11 protein-coding genes are annotated in these 16,093 nt (G+C 42.2%); 6 read left to right on the forward strand and 5 right to left on the reverse strand.

Going from position 1 to position 16,093, the window contains the following annotated elements:
- Positions 1 to 73: 73 nt before the first annotated feature.
- On the reverse strand, positions 74 to 2,899 hold the full coding sequence (gene uvrA, locus EL076_RS08550; RefSeq protein ID WP_003094377.1) for an excinuclease ABC subunit UvrA: 2,826 nt from the start codon (positions 2,897 to 2,899) through the stop codon (positions 74 to 76).
- 294 nt (positions 2,900 to 3,193) lie between these two features.
- Between uvrA and EL076_RS08555 the strand changes: the two genes are divergently transcribed.
- The 3 genes from EL076_RS08555 to EL076_RS08565 all read left to right on the forward strand — a co-directional run bounded on the left by EL076_RS08555 (position 3,194) and on the right by EL076_RS08565 (position 5,886).
- Complete coding sequence (locus tag EL076_RS08555) at positions 3,194 to 4,138, forward strand: magnesium transporter CorA family protein (RefSeq protein WP_037611177.1); 945 nt, start codon at positions 3,194 to 3,196, stop codon at positions 4,136 to 4,138.
- Between the two features lie 69 nt (positions 4,139 to 4,207).
- Positions 4,208 to 4,879: a DUF1129 domain-containing protein gene (locus EL076_RS08560; protein WP_126430041.1), complete on the forward strand. Its 672-nt coding sequence runs from the start codon at positions 4,208 to 4,210 to the stop codon at positions 4,877 to 4,879.
- Positions 4,880 to 4,995: 116 nt separating this feature from the next.
- A complete protein-coding gene (locus EL076_RS08565; protein ID WP_126430043.1) occupies positions 4,996 to 5,886 on the forward strand; it encodes a DUF4300 family protein in 891 nt (296 codons plus the stop codon).
- Between the two features lie 114 nt (positions 5,887 to 6,000).
- Here the strand turns inward: EL076_RS08565 and rpsR are convergent, their stop codons facing one another.
- The 3 genes from rpsR to rpsF are packed head-to-tail and all read right to left on the reverse strand — an operon-like array spanning position 6,001 to position 7,102.
- Positions 6,001 to 6,240 carry a 30S ribosomal protein S18 gene (gene rpsR / locus EL076_RS08570; protein ID WP_000068665.1) on the reverse strand — a complete coding sequence of 80 codons (240 nt, stop codon included), beginning with the start codon at positions 6,238 to 6,240 and terminating at the stop codon, positions 6,001 to 6,003.
- A 41-nt stretch (positions 6,241 to 6,281) separates the two neighbouring features.
- Positions 6,282 to 6,800, reverse strand: coding sequence for a single-stranded DNA-binding protein (locus EL076_RS08575; protein ID WP_002891844.1), 519 nt, complete (start codon positions 6,798 to 6,800; stop codon positions 6,282 to 6,284).
- Positions 6,801 to 6,811: 11 nt separating this feature from the next.
- Positions 6,812 to 7,102 carry a 30S ribosomal protein S6 gene (gene rpsF / locus EL076_RS08580; protein ID WP_003093185.1) on the reverse strand — a complete coding sequence of 97 codons (291 nt, stop codon included), beginning with the start codon at positions 7,100 to 7,102 and terminating at the stop codon, positions 6,812 to 6,814.
- A gap of 203 nt (positions 7,103 to 7,305) precedes the next feature.
- Between rpsF and EL076_RS08585 the strand changes: the two genes are divergently transcribed.
- On the forward strand, positions 7,306 to 8,259 hold the full coding sequence (locus tag EL076_RS08585; RefSeq protein ID WP_048787884.1) for a hypothetical protein: 954 nt from the start codon (positions 7,306 to 7,308) through the stop codon (positions 8,257 to 8,259).
- A gap of 1,198 nt (positions 8,260 to 9,457) precedes the next feature.
- Positions 9,458 to 10,609, forward strand: a complete 1,152-nt coding sequence (mutY, locus tag EL076_RS08590; RefSeq protein WP_048787885.1) for an A/G-specific adenine glycosylase — start codon at positions 9,458 to 9,460, stop codon at positions 10,607 to 10,609.
- Between the two features lie 305 nt (positions 10,610 to 10,914).
- Here mutY and polA read toward each other — a convergent pair whose 3' ends face one another.
- Positions 10,915 to 13,554 (reverse strand): DNA polymerase I, encoded by a 2,640-nt coding sequence (gene polA, locus EL076_RS08595; protein WP_117646769.1) that lies wholly within the window; start codon positions 13,552 to 13,554, stop codon positions 10,915 to 10,917.
- 174 nt (positions 13,555 to 13,728) lie between these two features.
- Here polA and EL076_RS08600 point away from each other — a divergent pair, with 174 nt between their 5' ends.
- Positions 13,729 to 16,077, forward strand: a complete 2,349-nt coding sequence (locus EL076_RS08600) for an endonuclease MutS2 (protein WP_126430045.1) — start codon at positions 13,729 to 13,731, stop codon at positions 16,075 to 16,077.
- Positions 16,078 to 16,093 lie beyond the last annotated feature (16 nt).

The following is a 16,093-nucleotide window of genomic DNA, read 5'->3' on the forward strand; positions in this document are numbered from 1 at the left end:
TTCCTAACCATAGAATAGCAAGCTCAACTTAAACCAACCTAAAGCAAAAAAAGACTCAAAGAGTCTTTTTACTTTATGTCAATTTTTCTTTCAAATATCGTCCTGTGTAGCTTTCTGGAACGGCTGCTACCTCTTCTGGAGTCCCTGTAGCAACGATAGTACCTCCACCGACACCGCCTTCAGGACCCAAATCGATGATATGGTCTGCGGTCTTGATAACATCCAGATTGTGCTCAATCACGAGAACAGTGTTTCCATCGTCCGCAAAACGCTGAAGCACCTTCAAAAGACGTGCAATGTCATCTGTATGGAGACCAGTCGTCGGTTCATCCAGAATATAGAAAGACTTCCCAGTAGAGCGTTTGTGCAACTCACTAGCCAGCTTCATACGTTGAGCTTCACCACCTGAGAGGGTTGTTGCTGGTTGTCCCAAGGTCACATACCCAAGCCCCACATCCTTGATTGTCTGCACTTTACGGGCAATCTTAGGAATAGCCGCAAAGAAGTCAACTGCGTCATCAACTGTCATATCCAGAATCTCCGCTATATTTTTCCCCTTATAACGAACCTCTAGGGTCTCAGAATTATAGCGTGTGCCATGGCAAACCTCACAAGGCACATAAACATCCGGCAAAAAGTGCATCTCAATCTTGATAATACCATCACCAGAGCAGGCTTCACAACGGCCACCCTTGACATTGAAAGAGAAACGCCCCTTCTTATAACCTCGGATCTTGGCCTCATTAGTTTGGGCAAACAGATCACGAATATCGTCAAAGACGCCCGTATAAGTCGCTGGATTAGAACGAGGTGTACGACCAATTGGACTTTGGTCAATATCGATCAAACGCTCGATATGCTCGATTCCTGTCACTGATTTGTGTTTACCAGGTTTCTCACTATTGCGATTGAGCTCTTGGGCAATTTTTTTCTTGAGAATTCCGTTAACCAAAGTCGATTTTCCCGAACCAGAAACACCTGTGACTGCAATCAACTTTCCAAGTGGAAACTTGACAGAGACATTCTTCAAGTTATTCTCACTAGCTCCTATGACCTCGATAAAACGACCATTACCTACACGACGTTCCGTCGGTACAGGAATTGATTTAGCACCTGACAGATATTGACCAGTGATTGATTTCTTATTCTTAGCCACTTCCTCTGGGGTTCCTGAGGCCATGATTTGACCACCAAAAGCACCAGCACCAGGCCCCACATCGATAAGCCAGTCAGCCTCACGCATGGTATCTTCATCATGCTCCACCACAATTAAGGTATTGCCAAGGTCACGCATCTTTTTAAGACTTGATATCAAGCGATCATTGTCACGCTGATGAAGCCCTATAGAAGGCTCATCCAAAACATATAAGACTCCAGAAAGGTTAGAGCCAATCTGTGTTGCCAAACGGATACGCTGACTCTCACCACCTGAAAGGGTTCCAGCCATACGAGAGAGGGTCAAATAATTAAGACCTACATTATTTAGGAAAGTCAAGCGGTCCTTGATTTCCTTAACAATTGGACGAGCGATCACTCTTTCATTTTCACCCAATTCAAGACGATCTATTTCCTGAAGATGGTCTGAAATAGACAGATCAGAGATTTGACCAATATTGAGGCCATTCTCACCACCAACACGAACCGAGAGTGCCGCTTCGTTAAGACGATAGCCATGACAAGTTGGACATGACAGCTCATTCATATAACCCCGCATGACATTGCGAGTGAAATCACTATTGGTCTCGTGGTAGCGACGATTGATATTAGTCACAACCCCTTCAAAAGGAATGTCAATATCACGCACCCCACCAAAATCATTAACATAATGAAAATGGAATTCACGATCTCCTGAACCATAAAGAACCAAATCCTGCTCTTCTTTTTTCAGTTTTTCAAATGGCGTATCCATATCCACGCCAAACTGATCCATGGCTTGCTCAAGCATGGCTGGATAATAGTTGGACGAAATAGGGTTCCAAGGCGCCAGCGCACCTTCACGCAAGGTCTTACTAGCATCAGGAATGACCAAATCCATATCAACTTCCAGTTTATTGCCCAAACCATCACAGGTCGGACAAGAGCCAAATGGGGCATTAAATGAAAAAAGACGAGGCTCCAACTCAGGAACTGTGAAGCCACAAACCGGACAAGAATAATGTTCTGAGTAAAGCAGCTCATTATCATCCATAGTGTCCACAATCAAGTAGCCATCCGCTAAACGTAGCGCCGCCTCGACTGAATCAAAGAGACGACTACGGATACCATCCTTATTGACCAAGCGGTCCACAACAACCTCTATGTTGTGCATCTTAGACTTAGACAACTCTGGCACTTCTGTAACATCGTAAATCTCACCATCTACACGAACACGAACATAACCATCCTTTTGTACACGTTCAAAAACGGCCTTGTGTTGCCCTTTTCTACGACGAACAATCGGAGCTAAAATCTGCATACGCGTACGCTCAGGAAGAGCTAGAACCTCATCCACAATCTGTTCCACAGAGGACGACTGAATGGCTCCATGACCATTAGGACAATAAGGGACACCCACACGCGCATACAGGAGACGAAGATAGTCATTAATTTCTGTTGCCGTTCCGACCGTCGAACGAGGGTTTTTACTTGTTGTTTTCTGGTCAATGGAGATGGCAGGACTCAAACCATCAATCGAGTCCACATCAGGTTTCTCCATATTTCCCAAAAACTGGCGGGCATAAGCCGAGAGACTTTCAACATAACGACGTTGCCCCTCTGCATAGATGGTATCAAAGGCCAAGGAAGACTTCCCAGAACCTGACAAGCCCGTCACCACCACCAGTTTATCACGCGGAATCTCCACATCGATATTTTTTAAATTGTGAGCTCTTGCTCCGTGAATCACTAACTTATCTTGCATATTTTTAAGAGGCCTAGCCCTAAAGCAACTGCCACTCCTTCCTACAGACGGATGGAAAATCCATCCCGACTTTCTCTCATAATTATAACAAAATTTCAATTTATCCAGCCAAAAAATGTTTCAAATGTAGTATAATGGTGAAGTGTCTAAAAAAGGCAAGGAACATCATCCCAAGCCTCTTTTGACAGCACCAAAAAAGCTAAGAGTAGTGCTAATTAGACTTAAAAGCGATTGTAAAAATCCTTTTATAATCAAGATGCTAGCACTTACTTAATGATAAAGGAGGGGTTCCCATTGAAACAAATGTTCTTATCCACCGGAAAAGAATTCAAAGAAATTGAAACATTCGAGCCTGGTGCTTGGATTCATTTGGTGAACCCTTCCCAAGAAGAAGCCATGAAGGTCGCAGAACGGTTTAACATTGATATTCAAGACCTCCGCGCCCCTCTGGACGTGGAAGAAACTTCACGTATCGATGTCGAAGATGACTACACCTTGATTCTGGTCGACGTTCCAACCCAGGAAGAGCGTAATAACAAAAGCTACTACGTCACTATTCCATTGGGTATCATCGTTACCGATGAGGTGGTTGTTACTACCTGTCTTGAGGACATTAGTCTCATGGATAACTTCCTAAACCACCGTGTGCGTAACTTCTACACCTTCATGAAGACACGCTTCGTCTTTCAGATCCTTTACCGCAATGCCCAACTTTACCTAACCGCCCTACGTTCTATCGACCGTCAGAGTGATAAATTGGAAGCTCAGTTGGAAAATGCGACTAAAAACGAGCACTTGATTGACATGATGGAATTGGAAAAATCCATTGTCTATCTAAAAGCCTCACTTAAGATGAATGAACGAATTGTCAAAAAGCTAACAGGTAACGCCTCTAGCTTGAAGAAATATATCGAGGACGAGGATCTATTGGAAGACACCTTGGTCGAAACCCAACAGGCCATCGAAATGGCAGGCATCTATGAAAATGTCTTGAATGCCATGGCCGAAACTTCTGCCTCTATCATCGGTAATAACCAGAACACTATCATGAAAACACTGGCTCTTATGACGATGGCTCTGGACATCCCGACCGTTATCTTCTCCGCTTACGGTATGAACTTTAAAAACAATTCTATGCCACTAAACGATTTAGATAACGCCTTTTGGGTCATCTTCTTCATCGCAGCCTTCGGGTCATCCTGCGTTGTTATCTACTTTATCAGAAAAAAATGGTTCTAACATAGAACCTCTTCTTTTCCCTAAACTGCTAAACTAAAAAATTAATACTATTTATCGAAAGGTCATCTCATGGACATCCAAAAACTCACCAAGAAAAACCAAGAATTCATCCACATCGCAACCAATCAGCTTATCAAAGACGGTAAGTCAGACCAAGAAATCAAAGACATCCTTGGTAATGTCATTCCTGAACTCCTTGAAAATCAGAAAAAAGGAATCACAGGACGCAGTCTTCTTGGTGCTCCAACGGTCTGGGCAGCTAGTTTCTCTCCTGAAAAACATCCACAACCTAACTCAGACAAAACCAGCAAAGAAGTCCCAGAAACAGACAAAACACCTTGGAAGATGTGGCTTGATACCTCACTTTTCCTTCTCGCCATTGTTGCCATCATGAACGCAGTCTTTGGTTTCTCTGGTACGCAAACAAGCTACGGCCTCACAACTCTTCTATCCGTATCATTCATCGGTGGTCTAGCTATGTACACTCCTTATCACTACATCTACCGTCACAATAACAAACCAAAAGAAGAACGTCCAAAATGGTGGTTCAGCATGACCGTCATCACACTCTCTTTTATTGCATGGTTCGCTCTCTTTAGTCTTACAGCCCTTCTTCCAAGCTACCTCAACCCTGGTCTTTCACCAATTGTGATCCTTATTATTGGTGTCATCGCTGGTGTTGCCAAATACTTCTTCAAACGTCACTACAACGTTCAAAGTACTTACGCACCTGCATCTTAATCAACCTCAACCTCAAGCACCCTTATGGGTGCTTTTTTACGTCAGAAATCTTGACACAGTTGGCTATTCTATACTAAAATGTTAAGGTTAATAGACAAAAGAAAGAATTCCAATAGATGCGTATCAAATTTTCTCTACTAATCATTGCTTGCTGCCTATTACTTATGGCTTGTGGCAACAAGAATACTCAGAAAAACTATCAAGCTTACTATAGTTTTAACAATGTGACAACTTCCACTCAGGAAAAGCAGCTAGCAAAAGCCTTAAAAAGCAAGGGTATTCCAACAAAAGACTGGAACAATCTAGCCCCTTATATTAGTCGTTACAATCAGGAAAATACAAACCTTCAACCTGTTGTCAAAAAATGGACCCAAAGTAAAATCGGCAAAGACCAAAACCAATTTGTCACCTTCCTTAATGAAAAAACTTTCGAAGATAACAAATCGCACTTTACTGATGATTTAAACTGCCGACGAACATCCTTCCTGCTCCTTCATAACCTTATTACAAGCTCAGAGGACCTTACTAAATTAGACCTCCCTCTTCAAAATGAATTTCGTGATCTCAAGTCACGCCACAAAGAGCTAAATGCCAAAGATCAAGCCCTCTACAGCCTTCTCTTTGGGGATAATATCAGCTACCAATCTACAGATGAACTCCTGAAAGCTTGGAAAGAAGCCGGACTCAAGTTTCCAGAAAATGTAAAACTCCTCTCCGTCTTTCAAAATAGCCCTGGTGATGTTAGTAACTTCCACACAGCTATAGCTTACGAAAAAGATGGTAGTATCTATATTTTTGAAAAACAAGATCCAACACTTCCTTACCGCTGGAGTCGTTTCAACAATTGGGTCGACATCAAAACACACTGGTTAGGCAATCGTTTCAAGGTTTTCAAAGACAATGTCGATATCCTCGTTAACGACCAAAAATTTGATGATTTCTTAAAAAACACCCTCTATATACCACAAAACAACCAACTAGCCCCTCAAGATAAAAGAGAAGACTAGTTGGTTTCTCTTTTCCCCTAAAACATAAAATTAAACTCAGCACACAAGCCTAAAAATGACAAAGGCCTACAAAATCTAGGCAGAAAAAAATACCCTCAGCCGAGGGTATTATTTTTAGTCTTCGTTTACGTAAGGCATAAGTGCCATAACGCGAGCGCGTTTAATCGCTGTTGTTACTTTACGTTGGTTTTTAGCTGAAGTTCCTGTTACACGACGTGGAAGAATTTTACCACGTTCTGAAACGAAACGGCTAAGAAGCTCAGTATCTTTGTAATCAACATATTCGATTTTGTTAGCTGCGATGTAATCAACTTTTTTACGGCGTTTGAATCCGCCACGACGTTGTTGAGCCATGTTTATTTCTCCTTTATATATTTAATTCGTTTTGTCCATTCTTAGAATGGGAGATCGTCATCTGAAATATCCATTGGATTTGAATTACCAAATGGACTCTCGTCACGACCGAAGTTTGGTGTAGATTGTGCAGGTTGTGATCCACCAAATGAACCACCAGTTGAAGCTCCTCCACCGAATGAATTTGAATTATCAAATCCTCCAGCGTTGTAAGAACCACCACTGTGACCTTCACGTGCCGCACGGCTTTCCAACATTTGGAAATTATCAGCGACAACTTCAGTTACGTAAACACGTTGACCCTGTTGATTTTCATAGTTACGAGTCTGAATACGACCTGTAATTCCAATCAATGCACCTTTCTTAGCCCAGTTAGCCAAATTTTCAGCTTGCTGGCGCCAGATAACACAGTTAATAAAGTCAGTTTCACGTTCACCATTAGCACCCTTGAAGTTACGGTTAACCGCAAGGCTGAATGTTGCAACAGCAACGTTACTTGGTGTATAACGAAGTTCCGCATCACGGGTCATGCGACCAACGAGTACGACATTATTAATCATAATTTACCTTCTTACGCGTCAAGTTTAACGATCATGTGACGAAGAATGTCGCCGTTGATTTTTGAAAGACGGTCGAACTCGTTAAGAGCTGCATCGTCGTTTGCTTCAACGTTAACAACGTGGTAAAGTCCTTCACGGAAATCTTGGATTTCGTATGCAAGACGACGTTTTTCCCAATCTTTTGATTCAACAACAGTTGCACCGTTGTCAGTCAAGATAGAATCGAAACGTGCTACCAAAGCGTTTTTAGCTTCTTCTTCAATGTTTGGACGAATGATATAAAGAATTTCGTATTTAGCCATTGATATTTTCCTCCTCTTTTGGTCTAATGACTCATGGACTTTCGCCACGAGTAAGTGAGGTGCACTCACAAGATATAATTCTACCAAAGTTTGAGGGATAATGCAAGGAAAAAGTAAAGAGTTAGAAATTTGAATCCCTCAGAAAAAAGTTAAGCCCTATGCGTTATCTTTTCTCCGGTCAAACTTCATGCTAAAATAAGAGAATGCTTTATCATAAAAAGAAATTAGGAGAAAAACTAGGACTTCCCACCTTTAACCACTACTATAATATTCCTATTATTTCCCTAGAATATAACCTTAAAAAATTAGGTTCTAGTGATACCTATATTATCACTTTCAAACAGGACAATAACCTTTTTGTTGTTGACATAAGACATCAGCTTGGTCATACCAGCCATTTTGATACCGTCTCCCTCTTTGAACAAGACAAGCTCTTATCAGGTATCGCTGCTGTCCCTTTGGCCTCTGTTCATAGCATACAAATCTTGTCTTTTCCAGACAAGTTACACTCTCTGAACCCTAGTCAGCGTCTTAAAAATCTCGTCGCTCTTTACTACAAGAATGAAGAAATCATGCGTTACCTCAAGACGACTAAAAATATCGGTGATCAGGTGACAAGATATCAATTAGAGGCTGGTCGACTAGAAAGACAAGGTAAGGATTATGACTTCTTCAAGTACACCAGTCGTGGCAAAATACGAGAAGAAGACGGTCTATCGGAAGTGTCTAGCAAGGACTACAACTTCATTCCTGATTTTCATCCCTTCTTAACCTCGTCAAGAAGCCAGCAGGTTTTAAGCGTACCAGTAACCTACTTTGATGACAAAACGAAACAGACCGCTAGAATAGACATCATGGGGTGGTATATCAAGGACCAACAACTTAAGATTCGTTGGAAACCCAAGTACATGCGCAAACGCCGATGGCGCTCATCACGTATCTCAATTGATATCGTGACCGACAACTACTTCTTCCAAGGACAAATCTATAGAGACAGTAGCGCCCCCGTATTTCTGAACAACCTAAGCTTTGATAGCAAGATTCCTAAGAGCTTCCTGCCACATCTCCAAAAACAGTACCAAATCTTTATGGCTCTAGTAGAGGAACAAAAAAGACTGGCCCTCCTACGAAAGGTCCAGTTAAACAATAAGGATTAAGTATCTTTTAGCTAAATTCAACATATCAAAAAGCTCATTCTTACACGCTAGAATGAGCTTTTAAGATTTTTCAATTGTCATTAGAACATCCTTTTGGAATTTTGTAAAAAATATTTTCATAAGGAGGAGTCATTGTGTGTCACCATTTTTATACCTAGCAATCATAGATTACCTCCATCAACTTACAAATAACTTTCATGCATTGTAAATTTTCTATTACATCGGTATCACTCCCTAAGCTATTTTATGCAATAACTTGAAGTGTCTCCATTTTTATAGCGTCCTAAATTCATCATCATAGTAATCGCCTCCGATTCGTATGATTTGAGACCTATCTCCCCATTGACCACTCAATGAGGTTTACCTGTCGCCGTTCTTATAACGACTTACATCAAACATCAACATAAGCGTCACCTCGGTACTTTGTTACAAGATTTAAGCATTTAACTTTTGTCGATAGTTCACTTGTTTGGCATTGGTATCACTCCTTAAGCTATTTTACGCAACAGCTCAAGTGTCTCCATTTTTATACCTACTAACATTTCTCATGAGCTTTACCTCACTTTTTCTTAAGTTAACAGATTTGAGTTTGGGTTTCGATTTCTGGTGGTATCACTCCCTTGTAGCTATTTTATGCAACATTTTTAATCGCCGTTCTTATAACGACTTACATCAAACATCAACATAAGCGTCACCTCGGTACTTTGTTACAAGATTTAAGCATTTAACTTTTGTCGATAGTTCACTTGTTTGGCATTGGTATCACTCCTTAAGCTATTTTACGCAACTGCTTAAGTGTCTCCATTTTTATACCTACTAACATTTCTCATGAGCTTTACCTCACTTTTTCTTAGGTTAACAGATTTGAGTTTGGCTTTCGACTTCTGGTGGTATCACTCCCTTGTAGCTATTTTATGCGACTAAATTAATCTCCGTTCTTGTAACGCCCTACTGTCATATGACCACGCTCCTCAGAGATGATTGGTAAAGTTAGTTATTTTGCCTACTGTTTTGTTTAGAAACCTTAGTCTCCGTTTTTGTACCTTGAAATATTGACTCTCACCATGGCTTTTACCTCCTTGATGAATCCTTCTCTTCTTTACACTCTTATTATAATGTAAACGCTTACTTTTGTCAATCTTTTTCTCTTGAAAACGAAAGATTTTTTGAAAAAAGATTTCTTTGCTACAATAGAGATATGTTAGATTTACAAGAATACGGCATTGTCATGTGGGATGCTGAGAAAATCGTATCTTTTCGTCGTACCCTCCTGGACTGGTACGATCGAGAAAAACGAGACCTACCGTGGCGTAGAACTAAAAATCCCTACTATATCTGGGTCAGTGAAATCATGCTACAACAAACCCAGGTTCAGACTGTCATTCCCTATTATGAGCGCTTTTTAGACTGGTTCCCAACAGTTAAGGATTTGGCTGAGGCTCCAGAAGAAAAACTCCTCAAAGCTTGGGAGGGTCTAGGTTACTATTCACGTATCCGAAACATGCAAAAGGCCGCACAACAAATCATGACTGACTTTGGTGGTCAGTTCCCAGATACTTATGACAATATTGCAAAGCTCAAGGGGATCGGCCCCTATACTGCTGGTGCTATTTCTAGCATCGCTTTTGAACTCCCTGAACCTGCTGTTGATGGGAATGTTATGCGAGTCATGGCTCGCCTCTTTGAAGTTAACTATGACATCGGAGACCCTAAAAATCGTAAGATTTTCCAAGCTATTATGGAAATTTTGATTGATCCTGACCGTCCTGGTGACTTTAATCAGGCCCTTATGGACCTTGGGACCGATATCGAATCGGCTAAAAATCCAAGACCCGACGAAAGCCCTATTCGCTTTTTCTGTGCAGCCTATCTCAATGGAACCTATGACAAATACCCCATCAAATTGCCAAAGAAGAAGCCCAAACCTATGCAAATTCAGGCTTTTATTATCAGAAATACAAAGGGTGAATTTCTTCTAGAAAAAAATATAGAGGGGCGTCTGCTAGGTGGTTTCTGGACTTTCCCTATCATAGAGACGGACTTTATTGGCCAACAACTCAGTCTTTTTAAAAATGATAATTGTGTCCTCGAAACCGTTTCACAAAAAGCTATTTTCGAGGAAAATTATGCTCTTAAACCAGTCTGGACAGACAATAGCTTTACACCTGTAAAACATACCTTCAGCCACCAAAAATGGACCATCGAGATGGTGGAAGGAATCGTCAATGACAACAAACTCACTACCGATAAAGAGCTATGCTGGGTAACGGCTGAGGACTTTAACCAGTTCCCAATGGCCACACCACAGAAGAAAATGATTAAAACTTATGAAGATAGCAAAAAAGGGTAGCATAGCGCTACCCTTTTTCTTATGCACCAAGTTTATCATACTTACGGCTACGACCCTTAACATAGCCAATCAAAATAATAGTGCTATCATAAGAGTCAGTAAATATCTTTCCTCTGTTTACTTGCCTTATATTTTTTAAGATAGGATATAATTGACCTATCAAAAAGAGTCAACAAACCCATATCCTACTTGGTCATAAAGTAGGTGATAATCACCAATACTGCCACGATACCTAGGATAACGGCTAGAAATCCCAGCATATAACGCAGGAGAAAATAGGTAAATGGAAAATTTTCTTTCATGCTTTACTTTGCCTCATACCATGTGCAGCCGTCATTTTCATCTGCGATGAGTGGGACAGCGAGTTCGACTGCAGCTTCCATGGTTTCTTTAACCAAGGCTTCCATCGCTACAAGTTCATCGTTTGGCACCTCAAGGACGATTTCATCATGCACTTGAAGGAGCATCTTAGTTTTATAGCCACCTTCTACCAAAGCCTTGTCTAAGTTAATCATAGCAATCTTGAGGATATCAGCGGCACTTCCTTGGATAGGTGAGTTGATGGCTGTACGCTCTGCGAAGTTGCGGACGTTGAAGTTACGAGAGTTGATATCTGGCAACTCACGACGGCGGTGGAAGAGGGTTTCTACATATCCTTTATCCTTGGCCTCACGAACCACATTATCCATATAAGCCTTAATACCAGGATAACGCTCAAAATAGGTGTCAATATACTCCTTGGCCTTCTTACGGCTAATGCCAAGGTTGTTAGAAAGACCAAAGTCAGAAATACCATAAACGATACCGAAGTTAACAGCCTTTGCGTTACGACGGTCGTTAGGTGTGACATCCTCTGGCTTTTCAATACCAAAGACACGCATGGCTGTAGAGGTATGGATATCTGCCCCCTCTTTAAAGGCAGCAATCAAATGCTCATCTCCCGAAATGTGGGCTAACACGCGCAACTCAATCTGTGAGTAATCCGAGCTTAAAAGCACTGCGTCCTCAGTCGATGGGACAAAAGCCTTACGGATGAGACGACCTTGCTCCAAGCGAACAGGGATATTTTGCAAGTTTGGATCCACTGATGAGAGGCGACCTGTCTGAGTTAGATCTTGCACATAACGGGTATGGATCTTGCCATCCTCAAGGATATAATCCTGAAGCCCCAAGACATAGGTAGACTGAAGCTTGGTGATTTGGCGGTACTCCAAAATCTTAGCTACGATTGGAGCAATCGGTGCCAAACGTTCAAGGACATCCACAGCCGTTGAGTAACCGGTCTTGGTTTTCTTAGTGTATTCCAAAGGTAGACCCATCTTTTCAAAGAGGATAACACCCAACTGTTTAGGCGAGTTAATATTGAACTCCTCGCCCGCCATCTCGTAGATTTCTTGGGTCAATTTATCGATGACTACTTGGTTTTCCACTGCCATCTCGTTAAGGGTTTGTCCCTTAACCTTAATACCAGCGATCTCCATCTTGGCTAGCACATTTGCCAGTGGTAACTCCATGTCAAAGAGAAGCTCTGATTGGCCGTGTTCAGCTAGCTTTTCTAGCATGACCGGTTTGGCGACCTGAAAGACCTTGACTTTTTTAGCCAGGTGGCTGAGCAAGACCTCTTTTTCAGGAACGGCACGCTTAGCTCCCTTACCATAGACCACTTCATCTGTTTCTAACGGTAGTTCCGTATAGAGACGGGCAATTGTTGACAATTCATTATCTTCAACGGTTGAGAGCAGATACTTGGCCAGACGTGCATCAAAATTAGCCGTCGGCAAGTCAATCCCTAAATGGCTCAAAAGCACCTTACTACGCTTGAAATCGTAGATATTAACAGCTTTAGAAAGAGCTGCCTGGAAGGTGTCTGATGTGAGTAGGTCAGTATCTGTAGACGCATAAATCTGCTTTTCATTTCCCCAAGCAAAACCGATGATGGGTTCTGTATGATAATTGTCACCGAGGATTTCAAAATAGAAGAAATCGTCAGAGCTAAAGTGATCCGCTGTTACTTGGCTAGGCTCTGCATAGGCCACATCAAAATCTTGTGGCACAGCCTCTCCGCCAAGAGCATTTTTGAACTGAACGAAGCCCATTTCATCATAAAAGGCTGCCAATTTTTCAAGGTCAGGTCCCGTAAAGGCCGTATCATCTAGGCCAATTTCAATAGGAGACTGGGTATCAATGGTCGCCAGAGTTTTAGAAAGGAAAGCTTGTTCCTTGTCGTTGATGAGATTTTCCTTCATCTTGGATTTCTTCATCTCGTCAATATGGTCGTAGATACCTTCAAGGGAACCGTGTTCCAAAAGGAGCTTAAGACCAGTCTTTTCACCAATCTTAGTAACTCCTGGAATATTATCGGACTTATCACCCATGAGGGCTTTGAGGTCGATGAATTGCGCAGGGGTAATACCCATTTTCTCCATGAGGTAGTCAGGTGTGAAGGCCTCAAACTCAGCCACACCCTTTTTCGAAATCTCAACCACGGTATTGACATCAGTCAACTGAATCAAGTCCTTGTCCCCAGAGACAACAGTAATTTGATAGTCCTCACTGGTATTTTCAGCCATCTTAGCCAAGGTACCGATAATGTCGTCTGCCTCGTACTGAGCCAGATCATAATAGGCGATACCACGTGCAGCCAACATCTCACGGATATAAGGGAACTGCTCACGGAATTCCTCTGGAGTCTTGGCACGACCAGCCTTATAGTCCGCAAACATCTCTGTACGGAAAGTTGTTTTTCCAGCATCAAAGGCTACCAAGACATGAGTCGGTTGAATACGCTCAAGTAGGTTGTCCAACATGAGATGGAAACCGTAGATAGCATTAGTATGAAGGCCATTATTGTTACGAAAACGGTCAATTTGATTATAAAGTGCGAAAAAGGCACGAAAGGCAACGGATGAACCGTCAATTAGGAGTAATTTTTTCTGATTAGTCATAGGTTTATTATAGCATAGATGGGAGCATTGGTTTTAATTGAAATCCTCTTATTTTAGGGAGACTCTTTTGTAAAAATAGCTAGTCAACATCTGATGACAAAAGTCCGCTCATAAAACGACCTCAGGCATTTCCCAGCTCCACGTCCTATGGTCAAATATGCTATAATAGGAGTTATGAACACAAAGATTTTAGATCAATTAGAATTTAACAAGGTCAAGGACCAGTTCACAGAATACCTACAGACTGAGCAGGCTCAGGCAGAGTTACGTGACTTGGTACCTATGACCAATCCAGAAAGAATTCAAAATCAATTTACAGAAATCCAAGAAATGTCTGAGATTTTCGTAGAGCATCATAGCTTTGCCATTGGGAGCTTAAGAGATATTTCTGAGCCCTTGCGTCGCTTGGAACTGGATGCTGACCTCAACATCCAGGAGCTCATTGCCATCAAGAAGGTCTTGCAAGCTTCAGCTGACCTTGGCCGCTTCTACGCTGACCTTGAAAATGTTGAGCTCGTGGCTCTTAAACGTCTTTTTGAAAAGATTGAGGCCTTCCCAAGTCTACAAGGTAGCCTTCAAAGTATCAATGATAGTGGTTTTATTGAACATTTTGCTAGCCCTGAGTTGCAAAATATCCGTCGTCAACTTAAGGCTTGTGATGATGCCATTCGCCAGACCTTGCAAGACATTCTTAAGAAATCTGGCCACATGTTGGCTGAGAGCTTAATTGCTAGTCGTAATGGCCGTTCAGTGCTTCCTGTCAAAAATACCTACCGTAACCGTATTTCTGGTGTTGTGCACGACATCTCAAGCTCTGGGAACACAGTGTATATCGAGCCACGCGCTGTTATCCAGCTTAACGAAGAAATTACACAATTACGTGCAGACGAACGCCACGAGATGGCCCGTATCCTACACGAACTGTCTGATCAACTCCGTCCACAGGCTGCTGCAATTTCTAATAACGCTTGGATTTTGGGCCATATGGACTTCATTAGAGGAAAATACCTCTATCTCCATAATAAAAAGGCGGTTATTCCAAAGATTAGTGACAACCAAACACTCCAACTGCTTAACGTTCGTCACCCGCTTCTAATCAATCCAGTAGCCAACGATTTGAGATTCGATGAGGATCTTACAGCCATTGTCATCACAGGTCCTAATACTGGTGGTAAAACGGTCATGCTTAAAACGCTAGGACTAGCTCAACTGATGGCTCAATCTGGCCTTCCAATTTTGGCTGATAAGGGTAGTCGTGTAGCCATTTTCCAAGAGATTTTTGCGGACATCGGAGATGAACAATCTATCGAACAAAGTTTGTCAACTTTCTCTAGTCACATGACCCACATTGTTGAGATTCTGAATGCTGCCGACAGTAACAGCCTGGTCTTGGTCGATGAGCTTGGGGCTGGTACCGACCCTCAGGAAGGGGCTAGTCTAGCCATGGCAATCTTAGAGCACCTTCGTTTGAGCCAGATTAAGACCATGGCTACCACTCACTATCCTGAGCTTAAGGCCTATGGCATTGAGACCCAACATGTAGAAAATGCCAGCATGGAGTTTGACACAGCGACTTTAAGCCCTACCTATCGTTTTATGCAGGGGGTTCCTGGTCGTTCTAATGCCTTTGAGATTGCTCGCCGCCTCGGTTTGAATGAGATTATTGTCAAGGAAGCAGAAAACCTCACGGATACTGATAGTGATGTCAACCGTATCATCGAGCAACTTGAAGCCCAAACTGTGGAAACACAAAAACGTCTGGAACACATCAAGGACGTTGAGCAAGAGAACCTTAAATTCAACCGTGCGGTCAAGAAACTCTATAACGAATTCTCCCATGAGTACGACAAGGAACTCGAAAAAGCTCAAAAAGACATTCAAGATATGGTGGATACAGCTTTGGCTGAGAGCGATAGTATTCTCAAAACTCTCCATGATAAGAGTCAACTCAAGCCTCATGAAGTTATCGATGCCAAAGGAAAACTCAAGAAACTTGCCCCACAAGTGGACCTCTCTAAGAATAAGGTCCTTCGTAAAGCCAAGAAAGAAAAGGCTGCGCGTGCCCCTCGTGTCGGAGACGATATCATCGTTACCGCCTATGGTCAACGAGGCACTCTTACTAGTCAGGCCAAAAATGGTAACTGGGAAGCCCAAGTAGGTCTCATCAAGATGACCCTCAAGGCGGATGAATTCACTCTCGTTCGTGCTCAAGCTGAGGTGCAACAGCCTAAGAAAAAACAGATTAACGTAGTTAAAAAAGCCAAGAAGGCATCTGGTGGTCCTCGTGCCCGTCTAGACCTTCGTGGGAAACGTTACGAAGAAGCCATGCAAGAGCTTGATGCCTTTATTGACCAAGCCCTACTTAACAACATGAGTCAGGTGGACATCATCCACGGTATTGGTACCGGTGTCATCCGTGACGCGGTGACTAAATATCTCCGCCGTCATCGTCATGTTAAAAGTTTTGAATATGCCCCACAAAGTGCCGGTGGTTCCGGATGCACCATTGCAACCTTGGGATAAAACTAATTAAGAGAGA

Source organism: Streptococcus vestibularis (genome assembly GCF_900636445.1).
Classification (GTDB): Bacteria; Bacillota; Bacilli; order Lactobacillales; family Streptococcaceae; genus Streptococcus; species Streptococcus vestibularis.

Excerpts from the sequence above, each read along its gene's own strand:
- uvrA (WP_003094377.1), bottom strand. The coding sequence starts at position 2,899 with ATGCAAGATAAGTTAGTGATTCACGGAGCAAGAGCTCACAATTTAAAA.
- EL076_RS08560 (WP_126430041.1), top strand. The coding sequence starts at position 4,208 with ATGGACATCCAAAAACTCACCAAGAAAAACCAAGAATTCATCCACATC.
- EL076_RS08565 (WP_126430043.1), top strand. The coding sequence starts at position 4,996 with ATGCGTATCAAATTTTCTCTACTAATCATTGCTTGCTGCCTATTACTT.
- rpsR (WP_000068665.1), bottom strand. The coding sequence starts at position 6,240 with ATGGCTCAACAACGTCGTGGCGGATTCAAACGCCGTAAAAAAGTTGAT.
- EL076_RS08575 (WP_002891844.1), bottom strand. The coding sequence starts at position 6,800 with ATGATTAATAATGTCGTACTCGTTGGTCGCATGACCCGTGATGCGGAA.
- rpsF (WP_003093185.1), bottom strand. The coding sequence starts at position 7,102 with ATGGCTAAATACGAAATTCTTTATATCATTCGTCCAAACATTGAAGAA.
- EL076_RS08585 (WP_048787884.1), top strand. The coding sequence starts at position 7,306 with ATGCTTTATCATAAAAAGAAATTAGGAGAAAAACTAGGACTTCCCACC.
- mutY (WP_048787885.1), top strand. The coding sequence starts at position 9,458 with ATGTTAGATTTACAAGAATACGGCATTGTCATGTGGGATGCTGAGAAA.
- polA (WP_117646769.1), bottom strand. The coding sequence starts at position 13,554 with ATGACTAATCAGAAAAAATTACTCCTAATTGACGGTTCATCCGTTGCC.
- EL076_RS08600 (WP_126430045.1), top strand. The coding sequence starts at position 13,729 with ATGAACACAAAGATTTTAGATCAATTAGAATTTAACAAGGTCAAGGAC.